Origin of the sequence: Micromonospora sp. WMMD737 (assembly GCF_049179055.1) — a bacterium.
GTDB lineage: Bacteria > Actinomycetota > Actinomycetes > Mycobacteriales > Micromonosporaceae > Micromonospora > Micromonospora reichwaldensis.
Window position 1 is genome coordinate 1,059,077 of sequence record NZ_JBMHMH010000001.1, and the last position, 16,333, is coordinate 1,075,409.

The 16,333-nt window shown below is 74.8% G+C and carries 21 protein-coding genes and 1 tRNA gene; 4 read left to right on the forward strand and 18 right to left on the reverse strand.

The window, feature by feature from the left end; genetic code table 11:
* Positions 1-137: 137 nt before the first annotated feature.
* The 11 genes from ACN27A_RS03995 to ACN27A_RS04045 all read right to left on the reverse strand — a co-directional run bounded on the left by ACN27A_RS03995 (position 138) and on the right by ACN27A_RS04045 (position 8,613).
* Positions 138-602: a bifunctional nuclease family protein gene (locus ACN27A_RS03995; protein ID WP_132237713.1), complete on the reverse strand. Its 465-nt coding sequence runs from the start codon at positions 600-602 to the stop codon at positions 138-140.
* A 176-nt stretch (positions 603-778) separates the two neighbouring features.
* Positions 779-1,480, reverse strand: coding sequence for a MerR family transcriptional regulator (locus ACN27A_RS04000; protein ID WP_357578891.1), 702 nt, complete (start codon positions 1,478-1,480; stop codon positions 779-781).
* Between the two features lie 50 nt (positions 1,481-1,530).
* A complete protein-coding gene (gene odhI, locus ACN27A_RS04005; RefSeq protein ID WP_089000305.1) occupies positions 1,531-1,983 on the reverse strand; it encodes an oxoglutarate dehydrogenase inhibitor Odhl in 453 nt (150 codons plus the stop codon).
* 213 nt (positions 1,984-2,196) lie between these two features.
* Entirely contained in the window at positions 2,197-2,577 is a 381-nt protein-coding gene (gene gcvH, locus ACN27A_RS04010) for a glycine cleavage system protein GcvH (protein WP_151454622.1), read from the reverse strand.
* A gap of 54 nt (positions 2,578-2,631) precedes the next feature.
* Positions 2,632-3,615, reverse strand: coding sequence for a DUF881 domain-containing protein (locus ACN27A_RS04015; protein WP_421449890.1), 984 nt, complete (start codon positions 3,613-3,615; stop codon positions 2,632-2,634).
* A gap of 10 nt (positions 3,616-3,625) precedes the next feature.
* Entirely contained in the window at positions 3,626-3,958 is a 333-nt protein-coding gene (locus ACN27A_RS04020; RefSeq protein ID WP_089000302.1) for a small basic family protein, read from the reverse strand.
* Positions 3,955-4,899, reverse strand: a complete 945-nt coding sequence (locus ACN27A_RS04025; RefSeq protein WP_421449891.1) for a DUF881 domain-containing protein — start codon at positions 4,897-4,899, stop codon at positions 3,955-3,957. The genes ACN27A_RS04020 and ACN27A_RS04025 overlap by 4 nt, the downstream gene beginning before the upstream one ends.
* On the reverse strand, positions 4,896-5,534 hold the full coding sequence (locus tag ACN27A_RS04030; protein ID WP_421449892.1) for a CDP-alcohol phosphatidyltransferase family protein: 639 nt from the start codon (positions 5,532-5,534) through the stop codon (positions 4,896-4,898). The genes ACN27A_RS04025 and ACN27A_RS04030 overlap by 4 nt, the downstream gene beginning before the upstream one ends.
* 318 nt (positions 5,535-5,852) lie before the next feature.
* On the reverse strand, positions 5,853-6,332 hold the full coding sequence (locus tag ACN27A_RS04035; RefSeq protein ID WP_421449894.1) for a MarR family transcriptional regulator: 480 nt from the start codon (positions 6,330-6,332) through the stop codon (positions 5,853-5,855).
* Between the two features lie 53 nt (positions 6,333-6,385).
* Positions 6,386-7,561 (reverse strand): PP2C family protein-serine/threonine phosphatase, encoded by a 1,176-nt coding sequence (locus ACN27A_RS04040; protein WP_421449895.1) that lies wholly within the window; start codon positions 7,559-7,561, stop codon positions 6,386-6,388.
* Between the two features lie 302 nt (positions 7,562-7,863).
* Positions 7,864-8,613, reverse strand: a complete 750-nt coding sequence (locus tag ACN27A_RS04045; protein WP_421449896.1) for an SAM-dependent methyltransferase — start codon at positions 8,611-8,613, stop codon at positions 7,864-7,866.
* A gap of 119 nt (positions 8,614-8,732) precedes the next feature.
* On the opposite strand from ACN27A_RS04045, the gene ACN27A_RS04050 reads away from it, so the two are divergent.
* The 3 genes from ACN27A_RS04050 (at position 8,733) to ACN27A_RS04060 (ending at position 10,401) form a co-directional block, all read left to right on the forward strand.
* Positions 8,733-9,614, forward strand: a complete 882-nt coding sequence (locus ACN27A_RS04050; RefSeq protein WP_421449897.1) for a universal stress protein — start codon at positions 8,733-8,735, stop codon at positions 9,612-9,614.
* 98 nt (positions 9,615-9,712) lie between these two features.
* Complete coding sequence (locus ACN27A_RS04055) at positions 9,713-9,925, forward strand: phosphatidylethanolamine-binding protein (protein ID WP_132237733.1); 213 nt, start codon at positions 9,713-9,715, stop codon at positions 9,923-9,925.
* The gene (locus tag ACN27A_RS04060; RefSeq protein WP_421449899.1) at positions 9,922-10,401 is read left to right on the forward strand and encodes a hypothetical protein; all 480 of its coding nucleotides are present in this window, start codon (positions 9,922-9,924) and stop codon (positions 10,399-10,401) included. The genes ACN27A_RS04055 and ACN27A_RS04060 overlap by 4 nt, the downstream gene beginning before the upstream one ends.
* On the opposite strand, the gene ACN27A_RS04065 is transcribed toward ACN27A_RS04060, so the two are convergent.
* Positions 10,398-10,601, reverse strand: coding sequence for a hypothetical protein (locus ACN27A_RS04065; protein WP_132237737.1), 204 nt, complete (start codon positions 10,599-10,601; stop codon positions 10,398-10,400). The genes ACN27A_RS04060 and ACN27A_RS04065 overlap by 4 nt on opposite strands.
* Before the next feature lie 120 nt (positions 10,602-10,721).
* Here ACN27A_RS04065 and ACN27A_RS04070 point away from each other — a divergent pair, with 120 nt between their 5' ends.
* Complete coding sequence (locus ACN27A_RS04070; RefSeq protein ID WP_421449900.1) at positions 10,722-11,372, forward strand: hypothetical protein; 651 nt, start codon at positions 10,722-10,724, stop codon at positions 11,370-11,372.
* 5 nt (positions 11,373-11,377) lie between these two features.
* Here ACN27A_RS04070 and ACN27A_RS04075 read toward each other — a convergent pair whose 3' ends face one another.
* The 6 genes from ACN27A_RS04075 to ACN27A_RS04100 all read right to left on the reverse strand — a co-directional run bounded on the left by ACN27A_RS04075 (position 11,378) and on the right by ACN27A_RS04100 (position 16,330).
* Positions 11,378-11,563: a hypothetical protein gene (locus ACN27A_RS04075; protein WP_421458745.1), complete on the reverse strand. Its 186-nt coding sequence runs from the start codon at positions 11,561-11,563 to the stop codon at positions 11,378-11,380.
* A 51-nt stretch (positions 11,564-11,614) separates the two neighbouring features.
* Positions 11,615-12,904: a hemolysin family protein gene (locus tag ACN27A_RS04080; protein ID WP_421449901.1), complete on the reverse strand. Its 1,290-nt coding sequence runs from the start codon at positions 12,902-12,904 to the stop codon at positions 11,615-11,617.
* Position 12,905: 1 nt separating this feature from the next.
* Positions 12,906-13,103: a hypothetical protein gene (locus ACN27A_RS04085; RefSeq protein WP_089000292.1), complete on the reverse strand. Its 198-nt coding sequence runs from the start codon at positions 13,101-13,103 to the stop codon at positions 12,906-12,908.
* Between the two features lie 40 nt (positions 13,104-13,143).
* A complete protein-coding gene (selB, locus tag ACN27A_RS04090; protein ID WP_421449902.1) occupies positions 13,144-14,907 on the reverse strand; it encodes a selenocysteine-specific translation elongation factor in 1,764 nt (587 codons plus the stop codon).
* Positions 14,908-14,910: 3 nt separating this feature from the next.
* Positions 14,911-16,215: an L-seryl-tRNA(Sec) selenium transferase gene (gene selA, locus ACN27A_RS04095; RefSeq protein ID WP_421458365.1), complete on the reverse strand. Its 1,305-nt coding sequence runs from the start codon at positions 16,213-16,215 to the stop codon at positions 14,911-14,913.
* Positions 16,216-16,234: 19 nt separating this feature from the next.
* A tRNA-Sec gene (locus ACN27A_RS04100) sits at positions 16,235-16,330 on the reverse strand.
* Positions 16,331-16,333 lie beyond the last annotated feature (3 nt).

The window sequence follows — 16,333 nt, forward strand, 5'->3', positions numbered from 1 at the left end:
CCTCGACACGGCAACCCTATAGCCGCCTTCAGGAATTGCCCCGCAGAAGCCGCCGCGACACGCCGCGACACGACAACGAAGATCACCCACAGCACCGGGACATCACCGAACGTGACATCCCGAAGAAAGACCGGAACTCAGCCGGCGAAGTCCTCCGGACGCACCTGGTCCAGGAACTCGCGGAACTTCTCCACCTCGTCCTCCTGCTCGTCCGGGATCACGATCCCCGCCTCGCTGAGGACCTCCTCCGCACAACGAATCGGCGCACCGACCCGCAACGCCAAGGCGATGGAATCACTCGGCCGGGCCGACACCCGCACCCCGTCCCCGAGCAACAGATCGGCGTAGAAGACGTTCTCCTTCAACTCGGTGATCTCCACCGCCTGCAACGGCGCCTTCAACGCCGCCAACACGTCCCGCAGAAGATCGTGGGTCAGCGGCCGGGCCGGCTTGACCCCCTGCTGCTCGTAGGCGATCGCCGTCGCCTCGACCGCACCGATCCAGATCGGCAGATAGCGGTCCCCCTCGACCTCCCTGAGCAGGACGATCGGCTGGTTGCTGGGCAGCTCCACCCGAACTCCGACCACGCTCAGCTCGCGCACCGCCGCCTCCGTGTCGTTGTCACCTACGCCGCACCGCGCCCTTCCCTGCACGGTACACGGACCGCGACACGGCCGTCCCATGCGCTACCCGCACACGCCCGCGCCAGAAAGGGGTTACCCCGGCAAGCCTACGACACGCTTCCCGGGGAAGATCTTTCCGCACGGCCCCCGCCGGATCACCGACCCAACGTCGACCGCAACCCCACCCGCACCAACGCCGCATGCAACTGCTGCGACAGCGCCACCAACTCCCGCGCCGTCTCCGCCGCCCGCGCCCGCGCCGCCGGATCACTCTGCCGCGCCAACGGCGTCAACAACTGCGCGAACAGACCAGCCTCCCGATCCGCCGCCGTACGGAACGCCCGCAGATGCCGCGGCTCCAACCCGTACGCCGCCAGACCCGCCACCGCACTCGCGATGATCAACGCGTCGTCGTCGTACCAACCCGGCGGATCCGACACCACCACACCGAGGCGCTCCAACTCGCCCAGCGTCGACTCGTCGATTCCGCTGCGCGCCACCAGATCCAACCGGCCGAGCCGCACCTGCGGCGACCCGACCGGTTCCTCCGGCACCCGCCCCGGAACCTCACCGTCCGGCCCCACCGCCACCAACGTCGGCCGCTGCCGACCCGGCGACTCCCCGGACGCGTCCCACTGCGCCAACTGATCACGGATCACCCGCAACGGCAGATACTGGTCCCGCTGCGCGGTCAGCACGAACCGCAACCGCGCCACATCGTCCCAGCTGTACTTGCGGTAACCCGCCGCCGTCCGCTGCGGCTCCACCAGGCCCTCGGCCTCGAGGAACCGCAACTTCGAGATGGTCACGTCCGGGAAATCGACCCGCAGCTGACCCAGCACCTCACCGATACTCATCAGCGGGCGCGCACGGGCCGCCTCGGGCGGCGTGGAGGCCGCAGGCTCGTTCACCCCCGGCCGGCCCCCTCCTCGGGACGCGGACCGGCGATGAACACCACCCGGAACTTGCCGATCTGCACCTCGTCACCATTGCTCAACGTGGCCGCCTCGACCCGCTCCCGGTTCACGTACGTGCCGTTCAGGCTCCCCACGTCCCGCACCGTGAACGTCCCACCGTCACGGTGGAACTCGGCGTGCCGCCGCGACACCGTCACGTCGTCGAGGAAGATGTCACTGTCCGGGTGACGGCCACTGGTCGTCACATCGTGATCCAGCAGGAACCGGGCACCCGCATTCGGACCCCGGCGAACCACCAGCAGCGCCATACCCGGCGGCAACGAACCGGACATCCGGCTCGGCACCACATCGGTGTCCGGCCCCTCCAGCACTTCGTCGAGCGAACCGAGATTGAGCGTCGAAGTGACGTCGAGTGGGGGGAACTCGTCGTCTGGGCGCGTCATGGGACCACCTCACGGATCTGTTCGGTCGGCGTCGGGTAATGGCGGGTCTGGCCGCCGGGCAGTGCAACACCCGGCGGCTGGCTCCCCGTGCCCGGAAAGGCAATTCCGCAACGCTGAACTATTGGTTCTCGGTCGACTGGGCGAGCCTAGCCAGCGCCGAAATGCAGGGCAACCGGACGCGCGGAACACCCGCCACGCCCGAAGGGGACGCACTCAGCTCTCGGTGAGCTCACGATACGCGTCCGCGGACAGCAGACCATCGACCGCCGCCGGATCGTCCGGGGTGATCTCCAGCAACCAACCCGCACCGTACGGATCAGTGTTGATCACCTCAGGGGTGTCGCCGAGCGCCTCGTTGCGCGCCGCCACCGTACCGCTGAGCGGGGCGTAGATCTCCGACACGCTCTTCGTCGACTCGATCTCACCCAACGACTCACCGGCCGCCACCACCACACCCGCATCGGGCAGCTGGACATACACGATGTCACCCAGGGCGTCCTGCGCGAAGTGCGTGATGCCGACCCGGACAGTGCCGCCGCCGTCACCCGCCACCCACTCGTGCTCGGCGGTATACCGCAGATCCTCAGGAATCACCAGACGCGTCCTTCATCCATCGGCGCACCGGAAACCCGGTGCGGGCCGCGCCGGTCAGGAGACCGGACGGGCGTGTTCCAGCTTGATCGGCGCGTGCAGCGCCGAAACCTCGGCAGCCTCACGATCCTCGACGATCAACTTACCGCCGTCACCCGTCACCGACGCCACCACCCCGCCGGGAATGTTCAAGGCCGTACGCATCGTCGCCGGATCACCGATCACCGTGATCGTGAACGGACCCGTCAACCGACGCCCGTCCACCACCAACGACCCACCCTCCCCGTCCAGGAAGAACGTCGACGCGATGATCCGCACCGTCGCCCGGTCACCACCGGAGATCTGCATCGCCTCCGCGCCCGCGCCCCGCAACTCCTGCACCGCGTCCAACACCCGCGACGCCGAGATCGGCTTCTCACCCGCCTCGAACCGCACCGACAACCCCGGCCCCGTCGCCGGCAACGTCCCCGCCAGGATCCCCAACTCGTCGGCCCGCCGCGTCGCCTCCTCCAACGCCGCCTGCCGCCCCTGCTGACCCGAACGCAACTGCCGCTGACTCTCCTCCAGCGTCGCGATGTCCTGCCGCAGCCGGACCTCCCGCGAGTTCAGGTCGTACAGGATCCGCACCAGATCCTCCTGCCGCGTCGCCGCCACCGTCGGATCGGTCGACGTCGACCTGAACTGCACCACCAGGGTGAACCCCAGCAACGCCAACAGCGCCGCGATCATCACCCCGGCCGAACTCACCCGCCGCCGCGGCGGCCCACCATTCCCGGCCGCCGCCGCCGGCGCGGGTGGGGTGGCGCCGGCGGCGGCCCGGCTCAACTCCACCGTCGCGCCGTCGTCAGGCTCCACCACCGCCGGCTCCTGCACGGGCGGCTCCACCGGCGGCGCGGACCGCTCCGGCGCCAACGGGCTCAACTCGTCCGGATCCGGCGCGTCCGGCCGCGGATCGGGCGCCCCCGCCGGACCCGACGGCCGCCCCGGACCCGCCGGCTGCGGCCAACCCGTGCCCGTCTCGGTGTGCTCGTCGCTGCTCATCGCCACCAACCTACGCCCGGAACAGGTGCCGACGGATCGCCGCCACATTCCCGAAGATGCGCACCCCGAGCACGACCACCACGCCGGTGGAGAGCTGACCGCCCACCCCCAGCTGGTCACCCAGATACACGATCAGACCCGCCACCAGCACGTTCGAAATGAACGACACCACGAACTGCTTGTCGTCGAAGATCCGGTCGAGCTTCGCCCGCACCCCGCCGAACACCGCGTCCAACGCGGCCACCACCGCGATCGGCAGGTACGGCTGCAACGCCGTGGGAACCGTGGGGTCGAGCCACACCCCGAGGACCACACCGGCGAGCAACGCCAGCACCGCGATCATCGACCACCTCCGGAGGGGCTGGGAGACGTCCTCGAACCGGTCGGCCCAGGACTGACGGAACGGTCGGCCCCCGACGGCGACGGCGTCGGACTCACCGAGGGCTGCGCGTAGCGTAGCCGCGGGTCCGGAGCGGCCGGCAGGGTGAGGTCCTCCGCCTCACGCACCCCGAACGACAACCCGGTGTCCTCGGCCACCTTCCGCATCGTCAACGCGCTGCGGCTGTCCTCGTACCGCTCCCGCATCGACCCCGGACCGATCGCCGACACCTCGTACGGGCCCGTCACCGGCCGGAAGTCCACCAGGATCGCCTGCCCCGCCGAACGGATCGTCGACATCGCCGTCAACCGCTGACCGTTGATCGCGATCGCCTCAGCCCCCGCCGCCCACAGGTCGTTGGCCACACCCTGCAGATCGCTGTAGATCACCCGCGACGGCCCCACGTCCGCGCCCGTCACCGCGTCCTGGTTCTGCGGCGCGTCCGCCAGGCGCACCACCACGCCGTCACCGCGCACCCGCCCCAGGCCGGTGCCCGCCTCCAGGTTGCGCAACCGCGCCGCCTCCGAGCCACCCAGCGCCGCCGCCCGCTGCCGCGCCACCTCCGCCCGCAGCTCGTCGGCCCGCACCGACAACCGGTCCGTCTCGGTCTCCCGCTGCTTGATCTGCTCGACCAGGCCGGACCGGGCCTGACTGCGCCCCGGCTCGGCCTCCAGCGTCTGCCGGTACGCCACCGCGAACAGGAAACCCAGCAGCAGCGCCACCAGCACGGTGACGGAACGCGCCGACCACCGGCGCCACCTCGGCGACGGCGTCTGCCGCTCCTGGCGCCGGGCCGCCGCGTCGGCGTAGCCGGGGTCCAGCGGATTGCGGAACAGCTCGGTGAGGAAGTCCGGGGCGTACACCCGGTCGCCACGACCCCGGCCGTCGCCCGGCGTGCCCGTCATGCCGGCGTTCCCCCGGCCCGGACCGCCCTGACCAGCCGGCCGGCCTGCACGACGTAGAGCGCGCCGGCCACCCAGTAGAGCACCAGGCCCCACCAGGCCAGGCCCCAGCCGATCGCCCCGGCCACGGCCGCCGCACCCGGCACCGCCGCGGCGAGCAGCAGGACCGGGAAGGCGGCCAGCAACAGGAAGGTCGCGGTCTTGCCCACGTAGTGCACCGGCGGCGGGCCGTACCCGTGCCGGCGCAGCACCGCCAGCGAGCCGAGCAGGAGCAACTCCCTGGCCAGCAGCGCCGCGGTGAACTGCCAGGGCACCACGTCGCGGGCGGTGAAGCCGAGCAGGGTGGCGAGGATGTAGAGCCGGTCGGCGAGCGGGTCGAGCAGCTCCCCCAGCCGGCTGACCTGGTGCATCCGGCGCGCGACCCAGCCGTCCACCCAGTCCGTGGTGCCGCCGATCGCCAGCACCACGAGCGCGGCCACGTCGGCGTGCGCGACGAGCAGCAGGTAGAGGAAGAGCGGCACGCCGAGCAACCGGACGAAGCTGATGACGTTCGGCAGCGTGAGGATCCGGTCGCCGGCCGATCCGCTCGTGCCGGCGGTGGCCCCCGGGTGCTCTTCCCGAGCCGGCGGACGCGACACCGAACCTCCTCCGCGGCACGCTCCGCCGCCCGGCCGAGGACCGGCGGCGCGGAGAACGTGGGCGCTGTCGGGCCGGCTGCCGCCGGCGTCCCCTGCGGTCCCCCGTGTACGGGACCTTCGCCTGACATCGGCCCGCGATCGTCACGATCACGGGCCGGCTGCGCTGCCACTATATCGGGCCCTCGGCGCGTGCTCCGGCCTCAGGCGTCCGGGTTCGTCGACGGCGGTGTCGTCGCGTGTGGTGCGTCACCACCCGTAAGGCATCCTAGGACACTAGTGGGGCAGGTGGGACGGCGTGTACGGAAGGGAGGCGACCCGTCAGGCGGTGCGGGCCTGGGGGTTCGCCGGCGACTCGGCCGGGGCGGTGGTGGCGGCGGTGGCCGCGCGCTCGAAGGCCGTCAACGCCAACAGCAACTCGTGCTGCGCGCGACCGGGCATCCGGTCCAGCACGGCCTGCACCGCCCGGTGCCGGCGCTCCTGCAGCTCGCGCAGCAGCGCCTCGGCGGCGGCCGTCGGCATCAGCCGCACCTCCCGCCGGTCGCGGGGATCGGGCACCCGGCGCAGCAGCCCGGTGGCCTCCAACCGGTCGCAGAGCCGGCTCGCCGAGGACGGCACCACGTCCAGCAACTCGGCCAGGCCGTTGACGTTGGTCTCCGGCCGGCCGCTGATCAGCGACAGCACGCGAAGCTGCGTCGGGGAGACGGCCATCTGGTGCCGGGGCACCGCCGAGTCGAGCACACCGACGAGCGCCTCGGCGGCGGCGTCGATCGCCGCGGCGAGATTCGGAGGTCGCTCCACCCGGTGTCCCCTGCGATCGTCCCGCTCGTGCCCTGCCGGTGCGACGACGGCTCTCACCCGTCGCCCCGTCCGGCGGAACCACGCCAGTCCAGGCAGACGACGACCGCGTCGTCGCGCAAGTCGGCGTCCGCGTGCCAGGCGTGCAGTTCGCGCATCACCGTACCAACTGCCTCCGCCGGCGGTTGCAGCCGCGTGGACCGCATCGCCCGCGCCATCGCCCGCTCGCCGTACGCCCCGCGGTCACCGGGGTCGGCGGCCCACACCCCGTCGCTGACCACGAACAGCCGGTCCCCCGGTTCCAACGCGAACTCCTGGACGTCGTAGCGGGCCTCGGCGAACATGCCCAGCGGCAGCTGCTGCTCCAGGTCGATGGGCGTCACCGTGCCGCCGCGCACCCGCAGCAGGTGCGGGGAGCCGGCGTCCACCGCCCGCACCCGCCCGGTGGCGGTGTCCAGTTCGAGCAGCAGCGTGGCCACGTACCGGCGACCACGGTGCTGGTAGAAGACCGTGTCGGAGGCCAGCTCGGCCTGCTCGACGAGGCTGCCTCCGGAGCGCCGGGCGTTGCGCAGCGCGTTCACGGTGACGGCGGTCAGCAGCGACGCCGACAGCCCGATGCCGGCGCCGTTGAGCACCGTCACGGTGAGCCGGTCGTCGTCCACGGACCAGTCGAAGTGGTCCCCGCCGACCGTGTACGCCGGTTCCAGCTGCCCGGCGAGTTCGAACGCCGCGTGGCTCACGCCGCGTCCCGGCAGCAGCTCCCACTGCATCTCGGCGGCCATGCTGAGTCGCTCCCGCCGGCGGACCCGGCGGTACCGGTCGGTCTCCCGGTCCGCCGCGCGCAGCACGACGGCCAGCTCGCCGGCGATGTCCGCGGCCCGCTCGACGACGTCCGGGTTGGGCGGGCCGGGCAGCTCGACCAGGAGCACGCCCAGCCGCTCCCCCCACACCGACAGCGGCAGGTAGAGCCGGCACCGGCCCTCGTCGGTGTCGGTGACCGGCTGCTGGCTGCTGAAGCAGCGCTGCGCCACGTCGTGGCAGGCGAGGAAGCCGCCGCCGGAGAGGTCCACGTCGAGCACCGGCCAGAGCCCGGTGATCCGGTAGTCGGCGATGAGCACGTCCGTTCGCGAGGCGCCCAGGGCGGACCGGATAACCCGGTCCGCCGCCTCCACCACCTGGTCGGGCGGGGCCGAACGAAGCGCACGCGAGACCTGGCCCGGTGCCTCCAACATGATCATCCTCCGGAAGCTTGCCGTAGGGCAAGCATCATACGGAGCCCTCTCCCCCGCCCTCCGGGCGGGCGGGTGCCAGCCGCCGTGCCCCCCGCACCCGGCTCGGGGCACGGCGCGCGGCGCCCACGTCGCCTCGGGCGGCGGGTGCTGCGGGGGCAGCCACACGCACTGACGACGGCCAGGTTGCGGTGGCTCTCAGGCGGCGACGGGCGGCGTCCGGTGTTCAGGCGGCCATCCGGGTGCCGCGGCGACGGCCGGTCAGGACGGCAGGCCGCACACGCCTACCTCGCCGTCCGAAGGCGTCAGCACGCCGGGGAGTGGACGGCGAGGCCGCCGTGGAAGGCGTCGGGCACCTGCGCGGGCGGGCCGTCCGGCCGCCACCGGGTGATCGGGACGATGCCGTCCTCGGTGGGCGTCCAGCGGCCCAGCAGCGGCACGAACGCGGCCGGCGGGCGCATCCGGAACGCCGGACCCATCATCGCGAGGGCCGCCGGGTAGCCGGCCAGTTCCTCCGTGTCGAAGTCGACGGCGAGCAGGCTGCCCGGCGCGGTGGCCTCGTAGAGCTCGTCGAGGGTGCGGGCCAGCGTCTCGTCGTCGAGGAACGCGGCCAGACCGAGGAAGACCACGCCGACCGGTCTCCTCCCCCACCCCGGCACGAACCGGTGCAGCTGGGCGCGGTCGACCGTGCCGATGTCCGTGGCGTCGCCGTAGCCGTAGCCGGCCCGGTCGCTGCCGGCCAGCAGGCGCTGGCCGAGGCGGATGGTGACCGGGTCGACGTCGGTGTAGAGAACGGTGGCGTCCGGGGCGACCTCGTGCACGTTGCCCATGGTGGGTACCCCGGCGCCGAAGACGAGGAAGCTGTCGACCCCCTGCGCGGCCATCGCCCGGACCGCCCGGCCGAGAAACGCGCGCAGCTCGCGGAAGACCGGCTCGCACGGCCCGTACGCCTGCTCGAAGTCGCGGGCGGCCGCCACGTCGACCGGGAAGTGGTGCTCCCCGCCGAGCCAGAAATCGATCATCCGCGCGGTGCTCGGCTGGTCCGGCTCAACCATCGACGACGCTCCCTCCCCGGTGGGCGTGGACAGCGTACCCACCGGCCGGCCTGCGCGGTATCGGCCCGCCGACGGGTTCCCGGCCGCGATACTGGCCGGAGAGCGGCGGGAGGTGGGCGGTGAACTCGGCGAACGGCGCGGCGGTGGTCGTCGGCGTGGACGGCTCGGACTCGTCGCTGCGCGCCGTGCGGCTCGCCGCCGTCGAGGCGGCCCGCCGGCACCGGCCACTGCGGATCGTGCACGCCTTCATCTGGCCCCTGCTGCGCGTGCCGGTCGACGCCCCCGCCGCCGGCCCGCCCGGCGCCGGCCTGCGGCACCAGGCGGAGCAGGTCGTCGCCGCCGCCACCGCCGAGGCCGAGGCGACGGTGCCCGGGTTGCGGATCTCCGGCGAGATCATCGACGGCGAGGCCGCCGCGGTGCTGCTCGGCGAGTCGCCGGCCGCCGCGATGATCGTGCTCGGCGACCGGGGGCTCGGCGGCTTCTCCGCCCTGGTGGTGGGGTCCGTCGCGGTGCAGGTCGCCGCGTACGCCGACTGTCCCGTGCTGGTCGCCCGGGGCACCGACCACCCCGACGGGGCCGTCGTCGTCGGCGTGGACGGCTCCGAGACGGCCCGGCTCGCCGCGGAGTTCGCCATGGAGGAGGCGTCGGTACGCGGCGCGGCGGTCGTCGCGTTGCACGCCTACCGGCATCCGACCTCCACCGGCCCCGGGGACATGCGACCCCTGGTGTACGACGACGCCGAGCTGCGTTCCGAGGAGGAGCGGGTGGTCGCCGAGTCGATGGCGGGGCTCACGCAGCGGTGGCCGGACGTGCCCGTCACCCGGGAGACGACGCGGGGCCGCCCCACCACCGTGCTCGCCGAGGCGTCCCGGCGGGCCCAGCTGCTGGTGGTCGGCCGGCAGGGACGCGGCGAGCTGACGGGGCTGCTGCTGGGCTCGGTGAGCCAGTCGCTGCTGCACCACGCCGACTGCCCGGTCGCGGTGGTCCGCGCGCCGCGCTGAGCCGGGCACCGCGCCGGACCGGTCGCGGGGTTGGCCCCCGCGCAGGCGGGTAGACGAGCGCGGTACGCCAACGGCGACGACGACCGGAGGAGGCAGTGATGCCAGGACCACGGCCGGGCAGCAACGCGTACGACAAGCAGCGGGCACGCATCCGGAACGCGATCGACGATTCGGGACGACGGGTGCCGGACGACAAGGCCAACGACGTGGCCAACCGGATCCTGCAGTCCGACCGGGGACAGCGGGGGGTCGTCCGCGGCGAGCGGGTCTACGGCCCCAAGGGCGAGCGCGAACCGGGCGACCCGAGGTGAGGGCGACGAACCTGGCCGACGGGGCGATCGCCGGCGCGGTCGGCAGCGCCGCCCTGAACATGGTCAGCTACCTCGACATGGTGCTGCGGGCGCGGCCCGCGAGCAGCACCCCGGAGGCGACCGCCGGGCGGGTGGCCCAGGTGGCACACGTCGACCTGGGGCCCGAGGATCGGGCGGCCAACCGCCGCTCGGGCCTCGGGCCCCTGCTCGGCTACGGCATCGGCGTGGCGGCCGGCGTCGGGTACGCCCTGCTCGCCCGGGGCCGCCGGATGCCGCTGCCGCTGGCCGCCGGGGTGCTCGGCGGCACCGTCATGACGATGTCCGACGGGTCGATGACCGTGCTGGGCGTGACCGATCCGCGCACGTGGCGCCGGTCCGACTGGCTGGCCGACATCGTGCCGCACCTCGCGTACGGCGTGGCGGCCGCAGCCACCTGGAACCGGCTGCGGCCGCCCGTCGCGGGCCGGAGCTGCTAGCCCCGGGCGCTCTCGTCGTCGGCGACCGGCTCCGTGGCCGGGCCGTACGGCGACACCTGCCCCCGGGGCACCGGGCGGCCCTCGTCGCCGTGCGACGAGCCGCGGTTGCGCGGGTGCCCCGCGGGGTTGGGGCCCTTGCTGTCCTGGCTGGTGGCGCCCTTGTTGTTGCGGCGGAACTCCTCCTGCTGCGGGTTCACCACGGGTTTCTCCTTCCGGGGTCCGGCCGTGTCCGACGTCGCTTACCCGTCGGCCCCGGCCGCATACCCGCCGGGGCGGACGGTCGCAGGGGTGGCCGGGCGCAGGGCGGGTACACCCGGAGGATGGGCGACGACCGGAAGGTGGCGCGGGTCCTGCTGGAGCGGCGCGGCCGCACGTACGCCGAGGAGGCGGGCATCACGCTCGCCGACCGGCCCGCCCCGCTCTACCAGCTGCTGGTGCTCGCCACGCTGCTGAGCACCCGGATCCGGGCCCGGGTGGCCGTGGCGGCCGCCCGCGAACTCTTCGCCGCCGGCTACCGGACCCCGCAGGCGATGGAGGCGGCGAGCTGGCAGGATCGGGTCGACGCGCTGGGCCGGGGCCACTATCGCCGCTACGACGAGCGGACCTCGACGATGCTCGGCACCGGCGCCCGGCTGTGCCTGGACCGCTGGCGGGGCGACCTGCGCCGGCTGCACCGCGACGGCGGCGGTGAACCGGCCGGGCTGCGCCGGCTGCTGACCGAGTTCCCCGGCATCGGCCCCACCGGCGCCGACATCTTCCTGCGCGAGGCGCAGGTGGCCTGGGCCGACCTGCGCCCGTACGCCGACCGGCGGGCGCTGGCCGGCGCGAAACGCCTCGGCCTGCCCGGCTCGGCGGACCGGCTGGCCGGGCTGGTCGACCCGGGCGACTTCGGCCGGCTCGCCTCGGCGCTGGTCCGGGTGGCCCTCGGCGAGGAGTCCGCCGGGGAGGTCACCCGCGCCGCCGCCGGGTGAGCGGGTTACTTGGCCGTCTTGTCGCCCGGCTTCGTCAGGTGCCACACCAGCAGCGCCGCCAGCAGCGCGAGCACGACGAGGCCGCCGGAGAGGCCTCGGCCGTCCTCCTCGCTGCGGCCGGTGGTGCCGAAGTAGATCACCGCGAGCCCGGCCAGCACGGTGACGAACGTCCGCATCCCTCGGTCCTTCACGTACCGGAGCGTATGTCCTGATCCATGCCGTTCGTGGCGATCCGGCCGCCGTCACCCGACCGGGTCGGGGCCGGCGGAGAAGCCGCGCAGCCGGACCCGGCGGATCGTGCGGCCGGCCACCTCCACCACCTCGACGGTCAGCCCCGGCAGGTGCACGGTCTCCCCCGGCCCGGTCGGCAGGTGCCCCAGCCCGGCCAGCACCAGCCCGGCCACCGTCGTGTACTCCCGCGACGGCCGGAAGTGCAGGCGCACGCCGACGTCGGCCAGGTCGTGCAGCGGGAAGTCGCCGGGCATCAGCAGCGAGCCGTCCGGTTCCCGGGTCACCCCGGTCACGTCCCGGTCGGTCTCGTCGTACAGCTCCCCGACGACCTCCGCCAGCAGGTCCTCCATCGTGATCATGCCGTCGACCCCGCCGTGCTCGTCGACGACCAGGGCGAGCTGCTGGTGGCACAGCCGCAGCTCGCGCAGCGCCTCGGAGACGGGCAGGGTGCCGGGCAGCAGCAGCGGCGGACGGGCCCGGTCGGCGACCGTCGCCGCGTCCGCCCCGACGAGTTCGCGGATGTGCACCACGCCCCGCACCGCGTCGAGCCCACCCGGCCCCACGACCGGGGCGCGGGAGCGGCCGGCGGCGGCGAGCCGGCGCAGCCCGTCGACCGCGGGCATCGTCGCGGGGAGCACCGTGACGGCCAGCCGGGGCACCAGGATGTCCCGCAGCGTCCGGCCGGCGATGTCGAACGCGCCGGTGAGGATCTCCCGCTGCTGTGCGGACAGGCCCCGCTGGCTGACCAGGATCTCCCGCAGCTCGTCCTCGGTCATCTCCGTACGGCTGGCGCGCGGGTCCCCGCCGGCGAGCCGCACCACCACGTCGGTGGCCTTGCTGAGCAGCCAGACCGCCGGCCGCGACAGCCGGGCCAGCAGGTCCAGCGGCCCGGCGCTGACCAGGCCCCAGCGTTCCGCGCGCTGCATCGCCAGCCGCTTGGGGGCCAGTTCGCCGACGACCAGGGTGACGAACGTCAGCAGCACGGTGACCAGGACGACCGCGACGCCGCGCGCGGCCCCGCCGAGGAAGCCCAGCGGCCCCACCAGCGGCTCGGCCAGGGAGATCGCGGCGGCGGCGGAGGCGAGGAACCCGGCCAGGGTGATGCCGAGCTGGATGGTCGCCAGGTACCGGTTGGGGTCGCGGACCAGCCGGGCCAGCCGCTCACCGGACCGGCTGCGCCGCCCCAACTGCCGCACCTGCCCCTCGCGCAGCGTCACCAGCGCCATCTCGCTGCCCGACAGGGCGGCGTTGACCAGCACCAGCACCGCCACCAGCGCGAGCTGACCGAGCTGCGCCCCCATGTCAGTCGACCTCCAGGTCGTCGAGGGAGATCTTGTGCGTCATCAGCCACCGGGCGAGCGCCGACATCCCGAACAGCCACAGCGGCGCGGACTCGGTGGTGCCGTTGGTGGCGAAGATCGCGAAACGCAGGTCCGGCGCCCGGTACGCCTCGATCCGCCACTTGTGCTGCCGGTCCCGCCAGACCGCGGAAGGGTCCATGGCGCCACGCTAGGCGACCACCGGCCCCAGCGGGGCGGCTTCAGGACCGGGCCGTCACCACGACCCGCGCGTCGTCGGGCAGCCGACGGGTGGCGCCGCGACGGTCCAGCAGCTCCAGCAGCGGCACCGCGACCCGGCGGGTGGTGTCCAGCGCCCGCCGCGCGGCGCTGAGCGTGAACGGCTGGGGCAGCCCGGCCAGCACCCGCACGGCGTCGTCGGCCGCGCCGGGCAGCAGCACCACGTTCTCGGCGAGGCGCAGCAGCGCCCCCGCACGGACGGCCGCGCCGATCTCCCGGGGACCCAGCCCCAGGTCGGCGAGGTGCTCGGCCTCGGGGGCACGGAACGGGCGGTCGGCGTACTCGGCGCGGACCCGGGCCACGGCCCGGGCCACCGGTTCCGGCAGCGCGTCGAGCGCCGACGCGGTGACCCGGCCGGCGCGCAGCCGCAGCGGCGGCCGGACCAGCGCCTCGACCAGCGCCCGCTCGGGCAGGTCCAGGCGCTGGCGCAGCAGCTCGACCGGCGCGCCCGCCTCCAGCGGGTGCTCCCGCGAGTGCCGGGCGACCTCCTCGACCAGCCGGGCGCCGAGGCCCCGCCAGTGCTCCGGGTCGGCCAGCCAGTCGCCGGCGACCGGCCGGCCGGTGACCTCGACGCCCATGCGGATCAGGTCGGCGGCCCGGGCCAGCCGCCGCCGGCGCAGCTCGCCGGCCAGCTCGGGGCGGCCGTCGACCGCCGCCAGCACCGCCGCGCGGGCGACCGCCGCGCCCCGACGGGTCAGCGGCGGCGGAGCCACGTCCAGCACGGTCACCCCGCCCGCGACGTGGTGCCGGCCCGGGTCGCGCAGCAGCGCCCGGTCCCCGACCAGCAGCGGCAACGGCCGCGCCAGCCGCAGCCGGGCCGTGTCCGGGCCGAGCGGCCGGACCCGGGCCGGCACCGCCGCCGCGCCGATGTGCAGGGTCAGGGTGGCCGGCAGGTCCCCGGTCGGATCGCCGGCCAGCCGCACGTCCAGCAGGTCCGTGCGGTGGAACCGGCCGGGGGTGAGCAGCGCGTCGCCGCGCCCCAGGCGGTCCCGGGGCGTGCCGCGCAGGTTCACCGCCACCCGGGCGACCGGGCCGACCTCGGGCCGGGCCACGCCGAGGGAGTGCAGGCCGCGTACCCGCACCGGCTCCGCGCTGCCGGCCAGCTCCAGCTCGTCGCCCACCCGCAGCCGACCGGCGCCGAGCGTGCCGGTCACCACCGTGCCGGCGCCGCGGACGGTGAAGGCGCGGTCCACCCACAGCCGCACCGGGGCGTCGGCCCGCGGGGCGGGCAGCCGGGCGGCGAGCCGGTCCAGCGCCGCGCGCAGCTGCGGCAGCCCGGCGCCGGTCGCCGCGCTCACCGCCACCGCGTCCACCGCGCCGAGGGAGGTGGCGGCCAGCTCCGCCCGGGCGCGGGCCGTCGCCGGCCCCGGATCCGCCAGGTCCGCGCGGGTCACCACCAGCAGGCCGTACGACACCCCGAGCGCGTCCAGTGCCGCCAGGTGCTCGGCCGACTGCGGCATCCAGCCCTCGTCGGCGGCGACGACGACCAGCGCGGCGGGCACCGGGCCGACGCCGGCGAGCATGTTCGGCACGAACCGCTCGTGCCCCGGCACGTCGACGAACGCCACCGTCGCGCCCGAGGGCAGGGTGCTCCAGGCGAAGCCGAGGTCGATGGTCATGCCCCGGCGGCGTTCCTCGGCCCACCGGTCGGGTTCCATCCCGGTCAGCGCCCGCACCAGTGTCGACTTGCCGTGGTCGACGTGCCCGGCGGTGGCCACCACGAACACGCCTCAGCCCTCCCCGGGCACGCGCAGCACGGCGGCACGCAGCACCGCGTCGGCGTCGGCGGGCACGCAGCGCAGGTCCAGCAGCAGCCGCCCGCGTACCACCCGGCCCAGCACCGGCGGGTCGCCGAGGCGCAGCGGAGACGCGTACCGCTCGGGCAGGGCGAGCGCCCACGAGGGCAGCTCGACGCCGGGGGCGCCACCGCCGCCGACGACCGCCCCGGCGGGCACCACCTGCGCCTCGCACCCGTCGGCGGCGAGCGCGGCGCACAGCCGCTCGGTGCGCGCCCGCAGCGCGCCCGGGTCGGCATGCAGCGCCGCGCGGGTAGGGGTGGCCGGATCGGCGAGGGTGGCGGCGAGCGCGGCGAGGGTCAGCTTGTCCACCCGCAGCGCCCGGGCGAGGGGGTGCCGGCGCAGCCGCTCGACCAGTTCGGCGGTGCCGAGCACCAGGCCGGCCTGCGGGCCGCCGAGCAGCTTGTCGCCGCTGGCGGTGACCAGCGCCGCCCCGGCCCGCAGGGTGCTGGCGGCGTCCGGCTCGGCGGGCAGCAGCTCATCGGGCGCGAGCAGCCCGGAGCCGATGTCGGCGACCACGGGGACGCCGAGGGTGGCCAGCGCCCGTACGGGCACCGCGGAGGTGAAGCCGGTGACCTGGAAGTTCGACGGGTGCACCTTGAGCACGAAGCCGGTACGGGGACCGATGGCGGCGGCGTAGTCGTCGAGCGTGCTGCGGTTGGTGGTGCCGACCTCGCGCAGCCGGGCGCCGGTGCTCTCCAGCAGGTCGGGCAGGCGGAACCCGTCGCCGATCTCCACCAGCTCGCCCCGGCTGACGACGATCTCGGCGTCGGCGGCCAGCGCGGTCGCGGCGAGCACCAGCGCGGCGGCGCCGTTGTTGACCACGTGCACCGCGCCCGCGTCCGGCACCGCGGCCGCGAGGGCGTCGAGGGCGTCGCGTCCACGCCGGGCCCGCCGCCCGGTGAGCAGGTCCAACTCGACGTCGGTGTGCCCGCTGGCGGCGGCGACCGCCGCCACGGCGGCGGGCGACAGCGCGGCGCGACCCAGGTTGGTGTGCAGCACCACGCCGGTGGCGTTGAGCACCGCCCGGGGCGCCGGCGCGGGCAGGGCGGCCAGCGCGGCGTCGCGTACCGCCTCGGGGGTGATCTCGCCCCGGCGGGCGCGCTCCTGGGCGCGGTGGACGGCGGCCTTGACCCGCTCCCGCCCCAGGGTGCCCGCCACGGCGGCCAGCCGGGGGTCGGCGAGCAGCGCGTCGGTGCGCGGCACCCGCCGGCGCGGATCTGCCGCGACGTCCCCCATGATCCCCACTTCCGCAGCATGGCGGAGACGGACGGGAATCGAACCCGCCTGGCCCGGATCCCGGACCACACCGGTTTTGAAGACCGGGAGGGGCACCAGCCGCCTGAACGCCTCCACG